This window comes from Micromonospora sp. WMMA1996 (assembly GCF_002573675.1).
In the GTDB taxonomy this organism is placed as follows: Bacteria; Actinomycetota; Actinomycetes; order Mycobacteriales; family Micromonosporaceae; genus Micromonospora; species Micromonospora sediminicola.
The window spans coordinates 3,506,936-3,523,908 of the sequence record NZ_PDHU01000001.1 but is presented as its reverse complement, the minus strand read 5'-3'; the positions used below and the strand labels follow the sequence as shown (position 1 = coordinate 3,523,908).

Annotated in this window: 19 protein-coding genes; 11 read left to right on the top strand and 8 right to left on the bottom strand. The window is 76.2% G+C overall.

The features are described 5' to 3' along the window. The first annotated feature begins 13 nt into the window (after positions 1 to 13). The 7 genes from COO58_RS16075 to COO58_RS16045 are packed head-to-tail and all read left to right on the top strand — an operon-like array spanning position 14 to position 5,888. Positions 14 to 418, top strand: coding sequence for a roadblock/LC7 domain-containing protein (locus COO58_RS16075; protein WP_091578763.1), 405 nt, complete (start codon positions 14 to 16; stop codon positions 416 to 418). A gap of 47 nt (positions 419 to 465) precedes the next feature. After that, on the top strand, positions 466 to 1,659 hold the full coding sequence (locus COO58_RS16070; RefSeq protein WP_098745557.1) for an ABC transporter substrate-binding protein: 1,194 nt from the start codon (positions 466 to 468) through the stop codon (positions 1,657 to 1,659). Further along, a complete protein-coding gene (locus COO58_RS16065) occupies positions 1,656 to 2,537 on the top strand; it encodes a branched-chain amino acid ABC transporter permease (protein ID WP_098745555.1) in 882 nt (293 codons plus the stop codon). The genes COO58_RS16070 and COO58_RS16065 overlap by 4 nt, the downstream gene beginning before the upstream one ends. Beyond that, positions 2,534 to 3,544, top strand: a complete 1,011-nt coding sequence (locus COO58_RS16060) for a branched-chain amino acid ABC transporter permease (protein WP_091578757.1) — start codon at positions 2,534 to 2,536, stop codon at positions 3,542 to 3,544. Before COO58_RS16065 ends, COO58_RS16060 begins: the two co-directional genes overlap by 4 nt. Further along, positions 3,541 to 4,284, top strand: a complete 744-nt coding sequence (locus COO58_RS16055) for an ABC transporter ATP-binding protein (RefSeq protein WP_098745554.1) — start codon at positions 3,541 to 3,543, stop codon at positions 4,282 to 4,284. Before COO58_RS16060 ends, COO58_RS16055 begins: the two co-directional genes overlap by 4 nt. Next, positions 4,284 to 5,081: an ABC transporter ATP-binding protein gene (locus COO58_RS16050; protein ID WP_091583828.1), complete on the top strand. Its 798-nt coding sequence runs from the start codon at positions 4,284 to 4,286 to the stop codon at positions 5,079 to 5,081. Before COO58_RS16055 ends, COO58_RS16050 begins: the two co-directional genes overlap by 1 nt. A 6-nt stretch (positions 5,082 to 5,087) precedes the next feature. Then, positions 5,088 to 5,888 (top strand): methyltransferase domain-containing protein, encoded by an 801-nt coding sequence (locus COO58_RS16045; protein WP_098745552.1) that lies wholly within the window; start codon positions 5,088 to 5,090, stop codon positions 5,886 to 5,888. A 10-nt stretch (positions 5,889 to 5,898) separates the two neighbouring features. Here COO58_RS16045 and COO58_RS16040 read toward each other — a convergent pair whose 3' ends face one another. Beyond that, positions 5,899 to 6,630 carry a hypothetical protein gene (locus COO58_RS16040; RefSeq protein ID WP_098746388.1) on the bottom strand — a complete coding sequence of 244 codons (732 nt, stop codon included), beginning with the start codon at positions 6,628 to 6,630 and terminating at the stop codon, positions 5,899 to 5,901. Then, positions 6,627 to 7,130: a SigE family RNA polymerase sigma factor gene (locus COO58_RS16035; RefSeq protein WP_098745551.1), complete on the bottom strand. Its 504-nt coding sequence runs from the start codon at positions 7,128 to 7,130 to the stop codon at positions 6,627 to 6,629. Before COO58_RS16035 ends, COO58_RS16040 begins: the two co-directional genes overlap by 4 nt. Positions 7,131 to 7,265: 135 nt before the next feature. Here COO58_RS16035 and COO58_RS16030 point away from each other — a divergent pair, with 135 nt between their 5' ends. The 3 genes from COO58_RS16030 to COO58_RS16020 are packed head-to-tail and all read left to right on the top strand — an operon-like array spanning position 7,266 to position 11,238. Beyond that, positions 7,266 to 8,051, top strand: coding sequence for a DUF3152 domain-containing protein (locus COO58_RS16030; RefSeq protein WP_098745549.1), 786 nt, complete (start codon positions 7,266 to 7,268; stop codon positions 8,049 to 8,051). A 54-nt stretch (positions 8,052 to 8,105) separates the two neighbouring features. Next, positions 8,106 to 9,764, top strand: a complete 1,659-nt coding sequence (locus COO58_RS16025) for an FAD-dependent oxidoreductase (protein WP_091578745.1) — start codon at positions 8,106 to 8,108, stop codon at positions 9,762 to 9,764. A 55-nt stretch (positions 9,765 to 9,819) separates the two neighbouring features. Then, the gene (locus COO58_RS16020; protein ID WP_098745548.1) at positions 9,820 to 11,238 is read left to right on the top strand and encodes an ATP-binding protein; all 1,419 of its coding nucleotides are present in this window, start codon (positions 9,820 to 9,822) and stop codon (positions 11,236 to 11,238) included. 12 nt (positions 11,239 to 11,250) lie between these two features. Here COO58_RS16020 and COO58_RS16015 read toward each other — a convergent pair whose 3' ends face one another. Continuing rightward, positions 11,251 to 12,078 carry a DUF72 domain-containing protein gene (locus COO58_RS16015; RefSeq protein ID WP_218012393.1) on the bottom strand — a complete coding sequence of 276 codons (828 nt, stop codon included), beginning with the start codon at positions 12,076 to 12,078 and terminating at the stop codon, positions 11,251 to 11,253. Positions 12,079 to 12,211: 133 nt separating this feature from the next. Between COO58_RS16015 and COO58_RS16010 the strand changes: the two genes are divergently transcribed. Further along, positions 12,212 to 12,637 carry a VOC family protein gene (locus COO58_RS16010; protein WP_098746386.1) on the top strand — a complete coding sequence of 142 codons (426 nt, stop codon included), beginning with the start codon at positions 12,212 to 12,214 and terminating at the stop codon, positions 12,635 to 12,637. Positions 12,638 to 12,694: 57 nt separating this feature from the next. Here the strand turns inward: COO58_RS16010 and COO58_RS16005 are convergent, their stop codons facing one another. The 5 genes from COO58_RS16005 to COO58_RS30830 form a co-directional block, all read right to left on the bottom strand. After that, positions 12,695 to 13,687, bottom strand: a complete 993-nt coding sequence (locus COO58_RS16005; protein ID WP_091578738.1) for a GGDEF domain-containing protein — start codon at positions 13,685 to 13,687, stop codon at positions 12,695 to 12,697. Between the two features lie 233 nt (positions 13,688 to 13,920). Then, complete coding sequence (locus COO58_RS16000; protein ID WP_098745545.1) at positions 13,921 to 14,892, bottom strand: phosphotransferase family protein; 972 nt, start codon at positions 14,890 to 14,892, stop codon at positions 13,921 to 13,923. Beyond that, the gene (gene prfH, locus COO58_RS15995; protein WP_091578733.1) at positions 14,889 to 15,494 is read right to left on the bottom strand and encodes a peptide chain release factor H; all 606 of its coding nucleotides are present in this window, start codon (positions 15,492 to 15,494) and stop codon (positions 14,889 to 14,891) included. Before prfH ends, COO58_RS16000 begins: the two co-directional genes overlap by 4 nt. Further along, entirely contained in the window at positions 15,491 to 16,639 is a 1,149-nt protein-coding gene (locus COO58_RS15990) for an RNA ligase RtcB family protein (protein WP_098745543.1), read from the bottom strand. Before COO58_RS15990 ends, prfH begins: the two co-directional genes overlap by 4 nt. 191 nt (positions 16,640 to 16,830) lie before the next feature. Further along, positions 16,831 to 16,956 (bottom strand): hypothetical protein, encoded by a 126-nt coding sequence (locus COO58_RS30830; RefSeq protein WP_255292642.1) that lies wholly within the window; start codon positions 16,954 to 16,956, stop codon positions 16,831 to 16,833. Positions 16,957 to 16,973: the final 17 nt, after the last annotated feature.

Genomic DNA, 16,973 nt, shown 5'->3' with positions numbered 1-16,973 from the left:
CGAGGGAGTGCCCGTGACCGACCACCAGGATCTCGGCTGGCTGCTGGACGCGTTCGCCGAGCGCGCCACCGAGGTCAGCCATGCGATCGCCATCTCCAGCGACGGCCTGATGGTGGCCGCCACCCGCGGCCTCCCGCCGGACCGGGCCGACCAGCTGGCGGCGACCGGCAGCGGGCTGGTCAGCCTGCTGCGCGGGGCGGCGGCGTTCTTCGACGCCGGCGCGGTGATCTCCAACGTCACCCAGCTGGAGGGCGGCTTCATGTTCTCCATGGCCTTCAACGACGGCGCCTCGCTGCTCGTCCTCGCCGACCCGAGGTGCGACGTCGGCAAGGTCTCCTACGAGATGACCGAGCTGGCGAACCGCATCGGCGACGCGCTCACCCCCGCGGCCCGGGCGGCCCTGAGCCGCGGCCGCTGACCGCCGGCACCCCGCCGGATCCTTCCCCCTCGCACAGGAGAGACACCATGTCCCTGACCCTGCCCCGGCGCAGCCGTGCCCGCACCGCGGCGCTGCTCGCCCTCGTCCTGCTCGCGGCGCCCGCCTGCGCCGAGGACCGGCCCGGCGGCGGCGCCGACGCCACCGTCCGGATCGGCCTGCTCGCGTCCCTGTCCGGCACGTACCAGGCGGTCGGCAAGGACATCCGCGACGGCTTCCAGCTCTACCTGTCCACCCACGACGGCAAGCTCGGCGGCAAGAAGGTGGAACTGGTCGTGGCGGACGAGGGCAACGGCGCGGCGACCGCCGTGCCGGCCGCCACCAAACTGCTCAAGCAGGACCGGGTGGTGGCGCTGACCGGCATCGTCGGCGGCGGCTCGGTGGCCGCGGTCTATCCGCTGCTCAACGAGACGAAGGTGCCGTTCGTCGGCTCCAACGGCCGGCCGGAGATCAAGGACGTGTCCCGGGTCTGGCACACCTCCTACCTCTCCGACGAGCCGGGCGAGGCGATCGCCCAGCACGTGCGCGACGACGTCAAGGGCAGCGTCTACGCCATCGGCCCGGACTACCAGGGCGGCTGGGACGAGCTGCGCGGCTTCACCGAGGCGTTCGCCAGGGCCGGCGGACGGCTCGCCAACCCGGACGGCAAGACCACGTTCACGCCGTTCCCGGCGACCACCAACTTCACCCCGTACTTCGCCCGGATCAAGGCGTCCGGCGCGGACGCGGTCTACACGTTCTACGCCGGCAGCGCCGCTGTCGACTTCGTCAAGCAGTACGCCCAGTCGGAGATCAGGGACGTGCCGCTCTACGCCGCCGGGTTCCTGACCGAGGGCGGCGTGCTCGACGCGCAGGGCGACGCGGCCCGGGACATCTACTCGGTGCTGAACTACTCGCCCGACCTCGACAACGCCGAGAACCGGGCGTTCGTGGCCGCCTGGAAGGCCGCGCACGACGGGTCCCCGACGACCTACGCGATGGCCTCCTACGACGCGGCGGCGGTGCTGGACCGGGCGGTCGCGGCGGCCGGCGACGACCCCACCCCGGAACGGGTCAACGCCGCGATCGGCCAGCTCGGACAGATCGCCAGCCCGCGCGGCACCTGGCAGTTCTCGCCGACCACGCACGCGCCGGTGCAGAAGTGGTATCTGCGCCAGGTCCGCCAGGACGGGCGGGCGCTGTCCAACACCGTGGTGGGCGACCTCGCCACCGTGGGCGGATGACCGGCGTGCCGGTCGACCCGTACGTCGTGCCGGCGCTGGACGGCGTCGCCTACGGGCTGCTGGTGTTCGTCGCCGCGGCCGGGCTGGTGCTCTGCTTCGGCGTGGCCGGCATCCTCAACCTGGCGCACGGCACGCTGTTCGCCGTCGGCGGCTACACCGCCGCCGCGCTGCTCGACGGCGGCTGGCCCAGCCTGGCGCTGGCGCTGCTCGTCGGCGTGGCCGCCGCGACCGCCGCCGGCGCGCTGGTCGCGGTGCTGCTCACCCGGGCGGCGGCGGCCGACCACCTGACCCAGGCGCTGCTGACGTTCGGCGTCGCGCTGGTCGGGGGGAGCCTGCTCGTCGGCGCGTTCGGCCCGGACGACCCACCGGTACGGGTGCCCGCCGCGCTGGACGGGTCGGTGACGGTCGCGGGGCACCGCTACGCCGCGTACCGCCTGGTCTTCATCGTGGTGGCCACGCTGCTCGCGGTCCTGCTGCACCTGGTGGTGCGCCGGACCCGGGCCGGCATGCTGGTGCGGGCGGCGGTCGACGACGCGGAGATGGTCGCCGTGCTCGGGGTGAGCCCGGCCGTGGTGCGGGTCGGCGTGCTCGCCGCCGCCGGGGCGCTGGCCGGGGCCGCGGGCGTGCTCGGCGCCCCGATCATCGGCCCGGGACCGGACACCGCCGACGGGGTGCTGCTGCTGTCGCTGGTCGTGGTGGTCCTCGGCGGCCTCGGGTCGATGACCGGCACGCTGCTCGCCGCGCTGGCGGTCGGCCAGATCCAGACGCTCGGCGTCGCGCTCGCCCCGTCGGCGGCCCCGTTCCTGCTGTTCGCCGCCATGGCGGTGGTGCTCGCCGCGCGGGCGCGCGGGCTGGCCACGGCCCGGCGGGCGACATGAGGGACCGGGCCGTACGGGCGCTGCGCGGGCTCGTCGGGGCGGCCGTCCTGGCCGGGCTGGTGGTCGCGCCGTGGGCGGTCGACGACTACACCGTCGCGCTGCTCGCCCGCACGCTGGCGCTCGGCCTGGTCGCGGTCGGCGTGGCGCTGCTGACCGGGGTCGCCGGGCTGCCCACGCTCGGGCAGACCGCGCCGTACGCGGCCGGCGCGTACACCGGCGTCGTGGTCGGCGGTCAGCTCTCCGACGTGGGGCCGGTGCAGCTCGTCGTGGCGGCGGCGGCCGGGGCCGCGCTGGCGGTGGCGACGCTGCCGCTGGTGGTCCCCGCCCGGGGCGTGGTGCTCCTGATGATCACGTTGGCGGTCGGCGAGCTGGCGGTGGTGCTCGCCGGTCGGTGGACCGCGGTGACCGGCGGCACCGACGGGCTCGCCGGCATCGCCCCGACCCGCCCGCTGTGGGGGCTGCCGCCGCTGGCCACCGACCGGGCCCGCTACCTCTACACGTTGGTGGTGGTGGCGGTGCTCGCCGGGCTGGTGCTGCTGGTGCTGCGGACCCGGGTGGGGCTGCTGCTGCGGGCCGGCCGGGACGACGAGGCGCGGCTGCGGGCCAGCGGGCACCGGGTGTCGGCGCACGTCGCGGGCGTGCACGTGGCCGCCGGGGCGATCGCCGGCGCGGCCGGCTCGCTGCTGGTCACCGCCCAGCAGTACGTCTCGCCGGCCGACTTCGGCTTCGACACCTCCGCGTTGCTGCTGCTCGGCGTGGTGGTCGGCGGCACCGCCTCGGTCGGCGGCGCGCTGGTCGGCGCGGTCCTCGTCGTCGCCGCCCGGGACTGGCTGTTCGGCGCGCTGCCGGGGCAGGCGCCGCTGGTGCTCGGGCTGGCGTTCGTCGCCGCCGCGTATCTGCTGCCCACGGCCCGCCGGCCGCGCCGGCGCCCGGCGGCGCCCGCACCGGGGGAGCCGCCCGCCGCCGGGACGCCCCGGCCGACCGTCACCACGGGGGTGGGCGCGTGACCCCGCTGCTCACCGCCGAGGCGGTCACCGTGCGCTACGGGTCGCTGGCCGCGCTGGACGGGGTCGACCTGCGCGTCGCGCTCGGCCAACGGCACGCGCTGATCGGGCCGAACGGCGCGGGCAAGACCACGCTGCTCGACGTGCTCGCCGGCGCCACCCGGCCGGCGGCCGGCCGGGTGCGCCTGGCCGGGCGGGACGTCACCCGACTCGGGCCGGCGGCCCGGGCCCGGCGCGGCGTGGGCCGCATCCACCAGCGTCCCGCCGTCTGGGGTTCGCTGACCGCGCGGGAGAACGTGCTGGTCGCCGCGTTGCCCCGGGCCGTCCGCGCGGGGCGGTGGCATCCGGCGGCGCGGCGACGGGCGGCCGGGCGTACCGCGGACGCGCTGCTGGCGCGGGTGGGCCTCGGTGATCTCGCCGCCGTCCCGGCGGGGCAGCTCGCCCACGGGCAGCGCCGGCAGGTGGAGATCGCGGTGGCGCTGGCCGGGCGGCCCCGGCTGCTGCTGCTCGACGAGCCGGCCGCCGGACTGTCCGCGGTGGAGGTCGGCTGGCTGGCGGAGTTCCTGCGCGGGCTGCCCCGCGCGGTCGCGGTGCTGCTCGTCGAGCACCGGTTGGACCTGGTCTACGCGCTCTGCGACACGGTGACCGTGCTGCGCGACGGGCGGACGCTCGCCACCGGTTCGCCCGCCGAGATCCGCGCGTCCGGCCCGGTCCGGGAGGCGTACGCGGAGGGGGTGACGTGATGCTGCGCATCGACCGGCTCTGCGCCGGCTACGCGGGCGGCACCGTGCTGCACGAGGTGAGCCTCGACGTGCGACCCGGCGCGGTGCAGGCGGTGGTGGGCCGCAACGGCGCGGGCAAGAGCACGCTCGTGCACTGCGTGGCCGGGCTGGTCCGGCCGCAGGCCGGGCGGATCGAGATCGGTGGGGTGCCGGTGGCCGGCCGGCAGCCGCACCGGATCGCCCGCGCCGGCGTGGGGCTGGTGCCGCAGGGCCGACGGGTGTTCTCCCGGCTGACCGTGGCCGAGCACCTGGTCCTGGCGGCGGCGCCGTGGCGTGCGGCCACCCCCGGCGGCGAGGGTTGGACCGTGGCCCGGGTGCTGGACCTGCTGCCCCGCCTCGGCGCCCGGCTGCGTCACCGCGGCGACCAGCTCTCCGGTGGCGAGCAGCAGATGCTGGCGATCGCCCGGGCGCTGCTCGGCCAACCCCGCGTGCTGCTGCTCGACGAGCCGTGCGAGGGGCTCGCGCCGGACCTGGCGGCGCGGGTGCGGGAGCTGGTCGGGTCGCTGGCCCGGTCCGGGTTGACCGTGCTCCTGGTCGAGCAGCAGGTGCGGCACGCGGTCGCGGTCGCGGACCGGATCGCCGTGCTGGAGTACGGCCGGGTGGTCTACGACCGACCGGCCGACGAGGCCCGGGCCGACCCGGGCGCGGTGGCCGCGCTGCTCAGCGTCGCCACGGTCGCGGAGCCGCCGGCTCCCCGGCCCCGGTCCGGCTCCCTGGCGGCGCCGGGACCGCGAACCGACAACCCGGGACAGGAATGAGGAGCGATGCCGACCGACGCCCCCGAGACCGACTACGCCTTCGACACCGGTGCCGCCGACGCGGTGCCCCAACTGCGCGCCCTGGAGTCCTTCCTGGACCCGATCACCACCGACCGGATCGCGCCGCCGCTGCTCACGCCGGGCGCCCGGTGCTGGGAGGTCGGCGCCGGGGGCGGCTCGGTCGCCCGGGCCATGGCCGCCGCCGTCGGCCCGTCCGGCCGGGTGGTGGCGACCGACCTCGACCTGGCGCACCTGCGCCCGGCCGGGAACCTGGAGGTACGCCGGCACGACGTGCGCCACGAGCCGCCGCCGGGCGACCCGTTCGACCTGGTCCACGCCCGACTGGTGCTGCTGCACCTGCCGGAGCGGCGCCGGGTGCTGCGTACCCTGGCCGGCGCGTTGGCGCCGGGCGGATGGCTGGTGGTCGAGGAGTTCGACTGCACGGCGCCGCTGCGGGTGCTGACCGCGCCGAGCGACGACGCGGCGAAGCTGTTCGCCCAGGTGACCGACGCGATGCTCGGCATCCTCCAGGGTCACGGCGCGGACCTGGCCTGGGCGCAGGACGTGCACGCCCAGCTGACCGCCGCCGGGCTGGTCGACGTGGACACGGTCGTCCACGCGCGCAGCTGGCCCGGCGGCTCGCTCGGCGCGTCGCTGTACGGCACGAACTCCCGGCAGCTCGAACCGGAGCTGCTCGACGCCGGGCTGTCGCCGGGTCAGCTGGACGCGTTCCGCCGGCTGCTGCGCGACCCGGCCTTCGCGGTGATGTCCTACCAGCTCGTGTCGACGCGGGGGAGACGCGCCTGAGGGCCGCCGGTCACAGTCGCCGGCCCCGGGCGTCCCGCGCGACGATGCCGTCCAGCGGGGTGCCGGGGGCGAGCGACGCCGGGTCGAACCAGAAGATCACCACCCGCTGGTCCTCGCTCCACCGGGCCAGCCGCGCGTCGACCTGGCGGCCGTCGACGGTGCCGACGATCCGGGCGGCGGGGCCGACGAAGTAGCCGAACGTGGGCAGCGGCAGGTCGGCGGGCACCCGCCGCCGCTGGTCGTACCCGATTTCGTGAAACCCCGGCCGGCGGTCGCTGCCGGCCACGTCGTTGACCAGGTAGTCGGAGACCAGCTCGCCGGCGGGGAGGCGGCGGCCGGCGACCAGCCCGACCGTCACGCCGGGCACCCGGGGCACGTCGACCGGGACGAAGTAGAACACCCGTTCCTGGGTGCCGTACCGGAGGCCGCTGTCCACGACCGCCCCGACCGGGCGCACCGGCGCCGTCGTCGGTCCGGGGGTGGCCTCCGGGCTGGGCGTGGCGGCGGGCACCGGGGCGGCCGGCCGCGTCGGGGTCGGTGGCGGCGGGCCGGTCCGGGTGACGACGTCGGCCGCGCCGAGGACCACCGCGAGCACCGCGACCGCCGCCGCGCCGGCCCCGGCGACCCGCCGGCGACGGCGCAGCCGCCGGCCCCGGCGCATGATGTCGGCGAGGTCGGGACCGGTGCGGTCGGTCCGCTCGGTGGCCCGCAGGACCCGGCGCAGTTCCTCCACCTCGTTCACCGGCACGTCCCCTGCGGTTGCGGCGCGGTCAGGCCGGCGCCGCGCAGCTTCTCCAGCGCGCGGGAGCCGGTGCTCTTGACGGTGCCGACCGACACGTCGAGTTCGCGGGCCACCTGGGCCTCCGGCAGGTCGAAGTAGTGGCGCAGCACGACCACGGCGCGCTCGCGCGCGGTGAGCGTGCCCAGCGCGGTGAGCAGCCAGCGCCGGGTCGCGACCTCGTCCGCCACGTCGCCGCGGTGCTGCTCCGGCAGGTCCTCGGTGGGATATTCGCGAATCGGCCGCCGCCACGTGTCGACGAGGTGGTTCACCAGCACCGTGCGCGCGTAGCCGTACGCGTCGCCGTTGCGGATCCGGGCCCAGGACGCGTACGTGCGCACCAGCGCGGTCTGGGCCGCGTCCTCGGCCTGGTGGTGGTTGCCGGTCAGCAGGAAGGCGGCGTGCTCCAGCCGCGCCGAGGCCGCCCGGGCGAACTCGACGAACTCGGCGTCACCCCGGGCCATGCCCGACCTCTTCCCGTCCCACCCCGACAAGGACGGGCGAGGTGGGGAAAAGGTTGAGTTCCCGACGGATCAACTTCGGCACCGGACCACCCGTCCTCCTCCCTGCGCGCCGACCGGGCGCCGAGGGGGGACGAGATGACCAGGATCGTGGACCGGACGCGCGGCGGCGCGACGATCGTACTGCTGGCCGGGTTGCTGGCCGGCTGCGCGCCGTCCGACCGGCCGGCGACCGACCGCGCGGTGGTCGCGCCCGCCGGGCCGACCGCCGCGCCGGCGGCCCCGGCGCCCGCGCGTCACCGGCCGGCGGCGATCGGCTACCCCGCCGACGGCGGCAACCGGTGGCGGTTCGCCGCGGCCGAGCCGGCCACCCCCCGGGGTACGGGCCGGACGCTGCGCTACCGGGTGGCGGTGGAGCGCGACATCCGGGGCGTGCCGGTGGACGCGTTCGCCGCGCGGGTCACCGGCATCCTCACCGGCCCGGGCGGCTGGACGACCGACGGGCGGGTCACCCTGCGCCGGGTCGGCCCGGACCGGGCCGCCGACTTCACCGTCCACCTGGCCACCCCGGGCACCCGGGACGAGTTGTGCCGGGACGGGCCGGACGGCTACACCTCCTGCCGGCGCGGCGACCGGGTGGTGCTGAACGTGGCCCGCTGGGCGCTCGGCGCGCCGCCCTTCGGGCGAGACCTCGACAGCTACCGCCGGTACATGGTCAACCACGAGGTCGGGCACCGGCTCGGCCACGGCCACGAACGCTGCCCGGGCCGGGGACGGCCGGCGCCGGTGATGCAACAGCAGACGCTGGGCCTGCACGGGTGCACGCCGAACCCGCTGCCGTTCCTCGACGGCGAGCGGTACGCCGGCCGGTCCGGGGCGTACGCCGACCCGGTGCCGCCCCCCGAACCCGGCCGTCCGGGCTGAGCCGGACCGGGCGGGTGGTGCGGGTCGGCCGCCGGTGGTGCTTAAGTGGGGGCCATGCCCAACCCCGCGATCCTCACCGTCGACGACGACCCGGCCGTCTCCCGGGCGGTCGCCCGCGACATCCGGCGCCGCTACGGCGACCGCTACCGGGTGGTCCGCGCCGACTCCGCCGAGGCGGCCCTGGACGCGCTGCGCGAGTTGAGGCTGCGCGGCGAACAGGTGGCGGTGCTGATCGCCGACTACCGGATGCCGCAGATGAACGGCATCGAGTTCCTCGAGGCCGCGATGGACCTCTTCCCCACCGCGCGCCGGGTGCTGCTCACCGCGTACGCCGACACCGACGCCGCGATCAACGCGATCAACGTGGTCGACCTCGATCACTACCTGCTCAAGCCGTGGCACCCGCCGGAGGAGAAGCTCTACCCGGTGCTGGACCAGCTGCTGGAGGCGTGGACGGCCGACGGCGCCACCACCACCCCCGAGCTGCGCGTCGTCGGGCACCGCTGGTCGGCGCCGTCGTTCACGGCCCGGGACTTCCTGGCCCGCAACCTGGTGCCGTTCCGCTGGGTGCCCGCCGACGAGCCGGAGGGCGCCGGGCTGCTCACCGCCGCGGGCGTCACCGCGAACGACGTACCCCTGGTGGTGACCGCGGACGGCAAGTCGCTGGTGCAGCCGTCGGCGGCCGACCTGGCCGCGCAGGTCGGGCTGGCCACCACGCCGGCGGCCGAGTTCTACGACCTGGTGGTGGTCGGCGCCGGCCCGGCCGGGCTCGGCGCCGCCGTCTACGGCGCCTCCGAGGGGCTGCGGACGGTGCTGATCGAGCGGCGGGCCACCGGCGGGCAGGCCGGGCAGAGCAGCCGGATCGAGAACTACCTCGGTTTCCCGGACGGGGTCTCCGGTGCCCAGCTCACCGACCGGGCCCGTCGGCAGGCGCTGCGGTTCGGCGCGGAGCTGCTCAGCGCGCGCGAGGTGGTGTCGCTGGAGGACGCGGGCGGGGCGCGGGTGCTGCGGTTCAGCGACGGCAGCAGCGTCGCCGCGCACACCGTGGTGCTCGCCACCGGTGTCTCCTACCGGATGCTGCCGGCGCCCGGGCTGGCCGAGCTGACCGGCCGGGGCTGCTTCTACGGCTCGGTGGCCAGCGAGGCGCCGAGCTGCTCGGGGTCGGACGTCTACATCGTCGGCGGGGCGAACTCGGCCGGCCAGGCCGCCGTGCACTTCTCCCGCTACGCCCGCCGGGTGCACCTGCTGATCCGCGGCGAGGACCTGACCCGGTCGATGTCCAGCTACCTGATCGAGCAGATCGCCCGGATCGACACCATCGAGGTGCACCCGTGCACCGAGGTGGTCGGCGGCGCCGGCGGCGAGCACCTGGAACGGGTGACGCTGCGGGACGTGCGCACCGGCGCGACCCGCGAGGTGGAGACCTCGTGGCTGTTCGTGTTCATCGGCGCCGAGCCGCGCACCGACTGGCTCGGCGGCGCGGTCGCCCGCGACGGCCGGGGCTTCGTGCTCACCGGCCCGGACCTGACCCGGGGCGGGCGCCGGCCGCCGGGCTGGGCGTTGCCGCGCGACCCCTACCACCTGGAGTCCAGCATGCCGGGCGTGTTCGCCGCCGGGGACGTGCGGGCCGACTCGGTCAAGCGGGTGGCCTCGGCCGTGGGCGAGGGCGCGATGGCGGTCTCGCTGGTGCACCGCTACCTGGAGGCCCAGTGAGCGCGAGGAGTGAGCCGGGTTTGCGAGCCCCGCAGTCGCGAACAGAGGAGACCCAGTGACGGGGGACCGGCTCACCGTCGACGAGCTGCGGCGGCTCTTCCTGTTCGAGTCGCTCACCCCGGAGCAGCTGTCCCACCTGGCCGAGCACGGCCGGGTGGAGCGGCGCCGCGCCGGCGAGCCGGTCTACGTCGAGGGCGAGCCGGCGAGCTGCTTCTACGTGCTGCTCGACGGCACGGTCGCCATGCACCGCCGGGTCCAGGGCGACGAGGTGGAGCTGAGCCGGACCAGCCAGCCCGGCGTCTACGGCGGCGCGATGCAGGCGTACGTCGGGGACCCGGCCGAGCAGCGCTACCTGAACAGCCTCCGCGCGGTGACCGACTGCGCGGTGTTCGCCCTGCCGGCGGCGGTCATCGCGGACGCCATGCGCGGCTGGTTCCCGATGGCCACCCACCTGCTGGAGGGACTGTTCGTCGGGATGCGCAACACGCAGACCATCGTCGGCGAACGGGAGCGGCTGCTGGCCCTGGGCGCGCTGTCGGCCGGGCTCACCCACGAGCTGAACAACCCGGCGGCGGCCGCCGTACGGGCCACCTCGGCGCTGCGCGGGCGGGTCGCGAAGATGCGGCACAAGCTCGCCATGATCGCCGACGGGCGGTTGGACGGGCGGCGGCTGCACGACCTGGTCGCCCTCCAGGAGGAGGCGGTGAAGCGGGCCGCCGCGGCGCCGGGCCTGTCGCCGCTGGCGGCCAGCGACGCCGAGGACGAGCTGGCCGACTGGCTCGACGACCACGGCGTACGGGGGGCCTGGGAGCTGGCCCCGACGCTGGTCGCGGGCGGCATCGACAGCGGGTGGCTCGCCCAGGTCGACGCGGCGGTCGGCGGCGACGACCTGGAGTCGGCGGTCCACTGGATCACCTACACCATCGACACCGAGCTGCTGATGGGCGAGATCGACGACGCGGTGACCCGGGTCTCCGGGCTGGTCGGGGCCGCCAAGCAGTACTCCCAGCTCGACCGTGCGCCCTACCAGACGGTGGACGTGCACGACCTGCTCGACGCCACGCTGGTCATGCTCCAGGCGAAGGTGCCGGCGGGCGTGCGGGTGGTCAAGGAGTACGACCGGAGCCTGCCCGCCGTGCCGGCGTACGCCGCCGAACTCAACCAGGTGTGGACCAACCTGATCGACAACGCGCTCGCCGCGATGGCGGGCGAGGGCACGCTGACGGTCCGGACCGGGCGCACCGAGGACCGGCTGACCGTCGAGGTCCGGGACACCGGTCCGGGCATCCCGCCGGAGGTGCGGCCGCGCATCTTCGAGCCGTTCTTCACCACCAAGGCGGTCGGCGAGGGCACCGGTCTCGGCCTGGACATCTCGTACCGGATCGTGGTCAACAAGCACCACGGCGACATCCGGGTGCGGTCGGAGCCGGGGGACACCCGGTTCGAGGTGCTGCTGCCGCTGACGCCGGCCTGACCGGCCGCACCGTCAGAACAGCGTCGCCGGGCCGACCGGGGCCGGCTCGGGCAGCGGCGCCAGCTCGGGCACCCGGGCGCGTACCTGGTCGTGGAAGCGGCGGGCCAGTTCGGGGGCGTCCGCGTTGTCCGGCGTGTGCACGAACACGGTCGGCGAGCGGCCCTCGCGCAGCCAGGCGGTGACCACGTCGAGCCAGCGCTGCCAGCCCTCGACCGTGGTGGCTGGGTCGTCACGGCCGAGGTAGCGCACGACCGGCCGGTCGGTCAGCGCGTGGGTCCGCAGCGGCAGCCGGGGCTTGCGGGTCCACGCCTCCCGCTCCGCGTCGCTGGTGGGTGGCGTGCGGAAGAAGGCGGTGGTGTCGAACGGGACCCACTCCGCGCCGTGCCGGCCGAGCGTGTCCTCCAGCGCCCGCACCGCGCCGGGGTCGGTGAAGAAGGCGGGGTGGCGGACCTCGACGGCGTACCGGTGGGTGGTGGGCAGGGTGCGCAGGAACCGGTCCAGGACGGGCACGTCCTCGGGGGCGAACCCGCCGGGCAGCTGCACCCAGAGCATGTGGGCCCGGGGGCCGAGCGGCTCGACCGCGTCCAGGAACGCCCGCAGGTCGCCCTCGCCGCCGGTGAGCCGGTGCCCGTGCGTGACCGCCTTCGGCAGCTTGGGCAGGAACCGGAAGTCGGGGTCGGTCTGCTCCGCCCAGGATGCCACGGTCTCCCGGCTCGGGGTCGCGTAGAACGTGGTGTTGCCCTCGACCGCGTCGCACCAGCCGGCGTACGCGCGTAGCCGCTCGTGGGCCGGCAGCGGGTGCGGCAGGAACCGTCCCGACCAGGACCGGTGCGTCCACATCGCACAGCCCACGTGCAGGCGCATCCGGTGTCCTCCCTCGCCGCGTCGCAGCCGCGCCCACCGTATCCGAGCGCCCGGCGGGCGGATTGGGCCGGGCCCGCCCGGGGCAGGAGGAGGTCCGGAGGTGGTGACGGTGACCGACGGACCGGGTCTGCGGCTGTGCCAGGTGGTGCTCGACTGCACCGACGCGCGGGCCCTGGCCGAGTTCTACCGCGCGCTGCTGGGCCTGGTCTACCGACCCGGGGACGAACCCCCGGCGGCCGGGGAGCCCGACGGGCGGGGCCGGGACTGGCTGGTGCTGCGGACCTCGGAGGGTGCCCCGCAGCTGGCGTTCCAGCAGGTCGAGCGGTTGCCGGCGGCGACCTGGCCGGAGGGGGAGGTGCCGCAGCAGCTGCACCTCGACCTGACCGTGCCGTCGGTGGCGGAACTGGACCGGCAGCACGAGCGGGTGCTCGCGCTCGGCGGCCGGCTGCTGCTGGACCGCGTCGACGACCCGGACGAGCCGTTGCGGGTCTACGCCGACCCGGCGGGTCACCCGTTCTTCGTCTTCGTCGCCTGACCCGGAGCCGTCCACCCGGCCGGTTCCGTCGCCGGGGCGTCTCCGGCCGGGGCGTGGTCAGCCGCGTCCGCCGCCGTCGGCGAGCAGCCGGCCGCCGGCGCGTCCGCGCTGCTGCTTCACCCGGTAGAGCCGCTGGTCGGCGGCGTGCAGGAGCCGGTCCAGGGTGTCGCCGTCAAAGGGCGCGGTGGCGGTGCCGACGCTGACCGAGGTGAGCGGGCGCAGCGTCGCCTCGATCCGCGCCGCCGTCGAGCGGGCCGCCTCCGTGTCGGCGTCGGCGAGCACCACCACGAACTCGTCGCCCCCGATGCGGGCGATGGCGTCCCCGCCGCGCAGCACCTCGCGCGTCGCGGCCACCACCCGACGCAGCAGGTCGTCCCCGGCGGCGTGCCCGAGACGGTCGTTGACCAGCTTGAAGTCGTCCAGGTCGAGGCAGAGCAGCGACGGGCCGGGCCGACAGCCCGCGCGGAACAGGAAGCGGGTCAGTTCGGCCAGGCCGCGCCGGTTCAGCGCGCCGGTGAGCGGGTCCAGCGACGCCAGCGCCCGCAGCTGGGACCGCTGCCGGGCCAGCGCCCTGGTCTGGGTGGAGCAGACCGAGACGAGCACCAGCATGCCGGCGAGGTAGACGAAGACGTGCCCGCGCGGCGCGGGTGGCCCGGCGACGGCGACCAGGAGGTAGGTGCCGAGGATGAGCACCTCGAAGCCGAGCATCAGGCGCAGCTGCGGGGTGTAGCTGGCGACGAAGACGGCGGTGGTGACGAAGCCCAGCGCCGCGGGGGAGGAGACCCCGCCGTCGCCGAGCGCGCCCACCGCGGCCACCACCAGCGTGATCAGCAGCAGCGTGGAGGAGACCCGGTAGCTCCAGGTCTTCGACGTCACCCGGGTCGCGACCCACGAGCCCGCGACGCCGGCGACCAGACCGCAGCCGTACGCCCCGAGCATCAGCGGCCGGTGCGGCTCGGCGAGCGTCGTCAGGCAGTAGACGACGGCGACGGCGTGCGACACGGCGTGCAGCGCCGCGCTGAGCAGCGTGCGTCGGCGTCGCTCGGTCATCGGACGGCCCGCCGGGGCGGGTGTCGCCCGGGCGCCCCGGTGCGGGCACGGGCTCGGGCGACCGGTCCGCCCCCGCTGACGGCCGGTGTGGACGACACGCGCGCGGGGCAGCTCGCCACGTCGAAATTCAATGACCGGGCCGCCCGGTCGTCAAGAGGCGAACCGTTCATCAGGCGTTCATCGGTGCGAAATGAGACGGCGTCGTGACCTGCGGGTCACCATGCGTGAGCGGCTCAGAGCACGGAGAGCGCCGCGGCGATGTTCCGGTCGGCCAGCTCGCGCATCCACCGCCGGTCCGGGAAGTCGGTCCCGGCGATCCGCAGTGGACCCTCGATCAACGACAGCACCTGCGCGTACCGGTAGAACTCCAGCCGGTCGACGTCGAGCGCGACCGGCCGCAGCGCCGGGTACGCGTCGCCGAAGCGCAGCCGGAGCCATGCGTGCTCCCACTCGACGTCGAACCAGGTCAGGCCCTCGAAGTCGATCATCACCGGTTCGCCGGCCGGGGTGACGAGGACGTGGTCCGGGCCCAGCTCGCCGTGCACCAGCGCGTACGTCCGTCGCGGCGTCACCCGCTCCCGCAGCTCGCGCAGGTGCGCGGCGATCCGGTCCCGCGCCGCCGCCGGCCGGGGGGCCCGCGCGGCGGCCCCGTCGAGGTGCGCCAACGCCCGGTCCAGGACGACGTCCTCGGCCGCCCGCGCGCCGGAGGCCCCCGGCGCGTCGGTGAGCCGGCCGTACCGAGGGCCGGCCGTGGTGTGCATCCGCCGCAGCGCGTCCCCGAGCCGGGCCAGTGGCGCGGCGGCCCGGACCGGGTCGCGGGCCAGCAACGCCTCCAGCGTCACCCCGCCGGCGTCCTCGACCAGCGCGACGTCGGCGTCGAGGTGACGCCCGGCGCGGTCCACCGCGATCAGATGCGGTACGCGCACCCCGGCGGCGGTGAGCGCGGCGTGGTTGGTGGCGAACAGCTCCGCCCCCGACGCCTCGGTGAACGGATCGTCCGGGACCGTCGCCGACTCCGGCCAGTAGTTCTCCGCCGCCGACCAGACGTAGAGGACCACCGACCCGCCGTCGTCGAGCCCGATCCGGTACACGCCCTTGCGGGTCCCGCCGGTGAGCCGGTCCAGCGCGGTGACCCGCCGATCCGGGCCCAGCCGGTCGCGGACCAGGTCGCGGACGTCGTCGCGCCGCAGGAACGCCCGGGTCACGGTCGTTCCACCCGGACCGGGTCGCCCCGGACCAGCTCGTCGTGGATCCGCCAACGCGCCGTCGTGCCGGCGCGCCGGGCCGCGTCGTCGCCCTCGGCGATCCGCCGCCGCAGCAGGTCGACGGCGATCCGCCGGTTGAGGTGCAGGTGCCGTTCGGTGTCCACCACCACGGTCAGGCCGGACGGGCGGTGGGTCGCGCGGACGGCGGTGCTGGCCTTGTTCCGGTGCTGGCCGCCCGGTCCGCCGGTGCGGCACGGCACGATCGCGACGTCCGCCTCGCGGAACGGGGTCGCCGCCACGTCGGCCCGGTGCGGCCGGGCGGTGACGTACCAGTTCTTCCGCCCGTGCCCCGGACGGTAGGGGCTGGCCGCCTGCCAGCAGAGCGTGCCGGTCCAACCGGCGGCGAACTCCTCCGCGCCCGCGCCGGTGATCCGGACCAGCGCGGACCGGTGGGTGCCCGGGCGCTCACCGGGCACCGTCTCGACCCGGACCACGCGCAGGCCACGCCGGGTGGCGTCGGCCTCCAGGCGGGACAGCAGCCGGGCCAGCGCCCACGCGCACTCCTGCGGTCCGCGCCCGGCGGACAGGAACAGCTCCGTCACCGCCGGCTCCGGCGGCGACCCGCGCCGACGTCCGGGGTCTTGTAGGTGACCAGCGGCACCGTGGTGGTGACCGGCGTGGCCAGGTCGTGCGCCACCAGGTCCCCGATCACCTGCTCGATGCGCTTGTAGGCGGTCGGCGCCTCCTCGAACAGCAGCTGACGGTCGCCGCACACCACCAGCGACCCGACCGATGTGCGGCGCAGCTCCTCGACGGTGTGCTTGGCCCGGCCGCGGCGCAGCGCGTCGGCCCGGGACATCTTCCGGCCGGCGCCGTGCGCGACCGAGTGGTTGGCGTCCGCGCCGGCGTGCGCGGCCACCAGGTAGGACGGTGTGCCCCGGGTGCCGGCGACCAGCACGTCCCGGCCGTCGCCCGGGGCCGCGCCCTTGCGGTGCAGGTAGCGCCCGTCGCGGATCTCGACCAGGTTGTGGCACTGGTCGACGACCGGCTCGGTCGGCTCGGCGCCCAGCGCGTACGCGACCCGGGCCGCGAGCAGCCGCCGGTTGAGCGAGCCCCACCGGACCGCCGCGTCGTGCCGGGCCAGGTAGGCGTCCGGGTCGGGCGCGGGGCCCGCCCCGTGCCGCTCGGTGTGCTCGCGCAGGATCCGCTCGCCCAGCCCGCGCGACCCGGAGTGCACCACCAGCACCAGGTCGCCGGTGGCCAGGCCGATCCGGTCGGCGTGCTCCGGCGCGAGGATCGGGCCGACGCGCGCCAATTCGACGAAGTGGTTGCCGCGCCCGACCGTGCCGAGGCCGTCCAGGTGTCCGGCGGGCACGTCCCCGGCCAGCACCGACCAGGCCGGGTCGTCGGCGTCCCGCTGCGGGTCGAGGGCCCGGTCCAGGTCCGGGAACCGGGCGGCCAGCCGTTCGGGTACGGCCCGCCGCAGCGCGATCGGGAACACCGCGATGCCGCACCCGATGTCGGAGCCGACCAGGAACGGGTAGAGCACCGTCGACGCCATCGCGGCGCCGATCGGCGCGCCCTTGCCGGGGTGCAGGTCCGGCATGGCGGCGACGTGCGCCATGCCGTCCAGCGCGGCGACCTGGTGGCACTGGTCCAGCGCGGCGGACTCGATCCAGCTGCCGGGGGAGGAGAAGACGGAGACGGTGGCGGGCACGGCGGCCCGCCCGGAGGGGTGCACGGACACAGACGCTCGTTTCTGGGAAGGGCGGAGAGCGGCGAACGGCAGGCGGCGCGGCCTGCGGGCGGGGTGCGGTCCGTCAGAACGTCATGGCGGTAACCGTGCCCGACACCGCCGGGCGGGGCAAGCGAGTTTCCCCGCCGAGCACGCCGGAGGCCGGCCGGTCGTGACGACCGGCCGGCCTCCGGGGCGGGGTGTTACCGGCCCCTGCCCCTCAGGTAGACGACGGCGACGAGCACCACCGCTACCAGGACGAAGAATCCGACGAGCACCGGCCCCGGCAGGGGCGAGCGGGCGGCGAGCGTGACGGCGAGCAGATCCATGTCGGTCCTCACGTGGT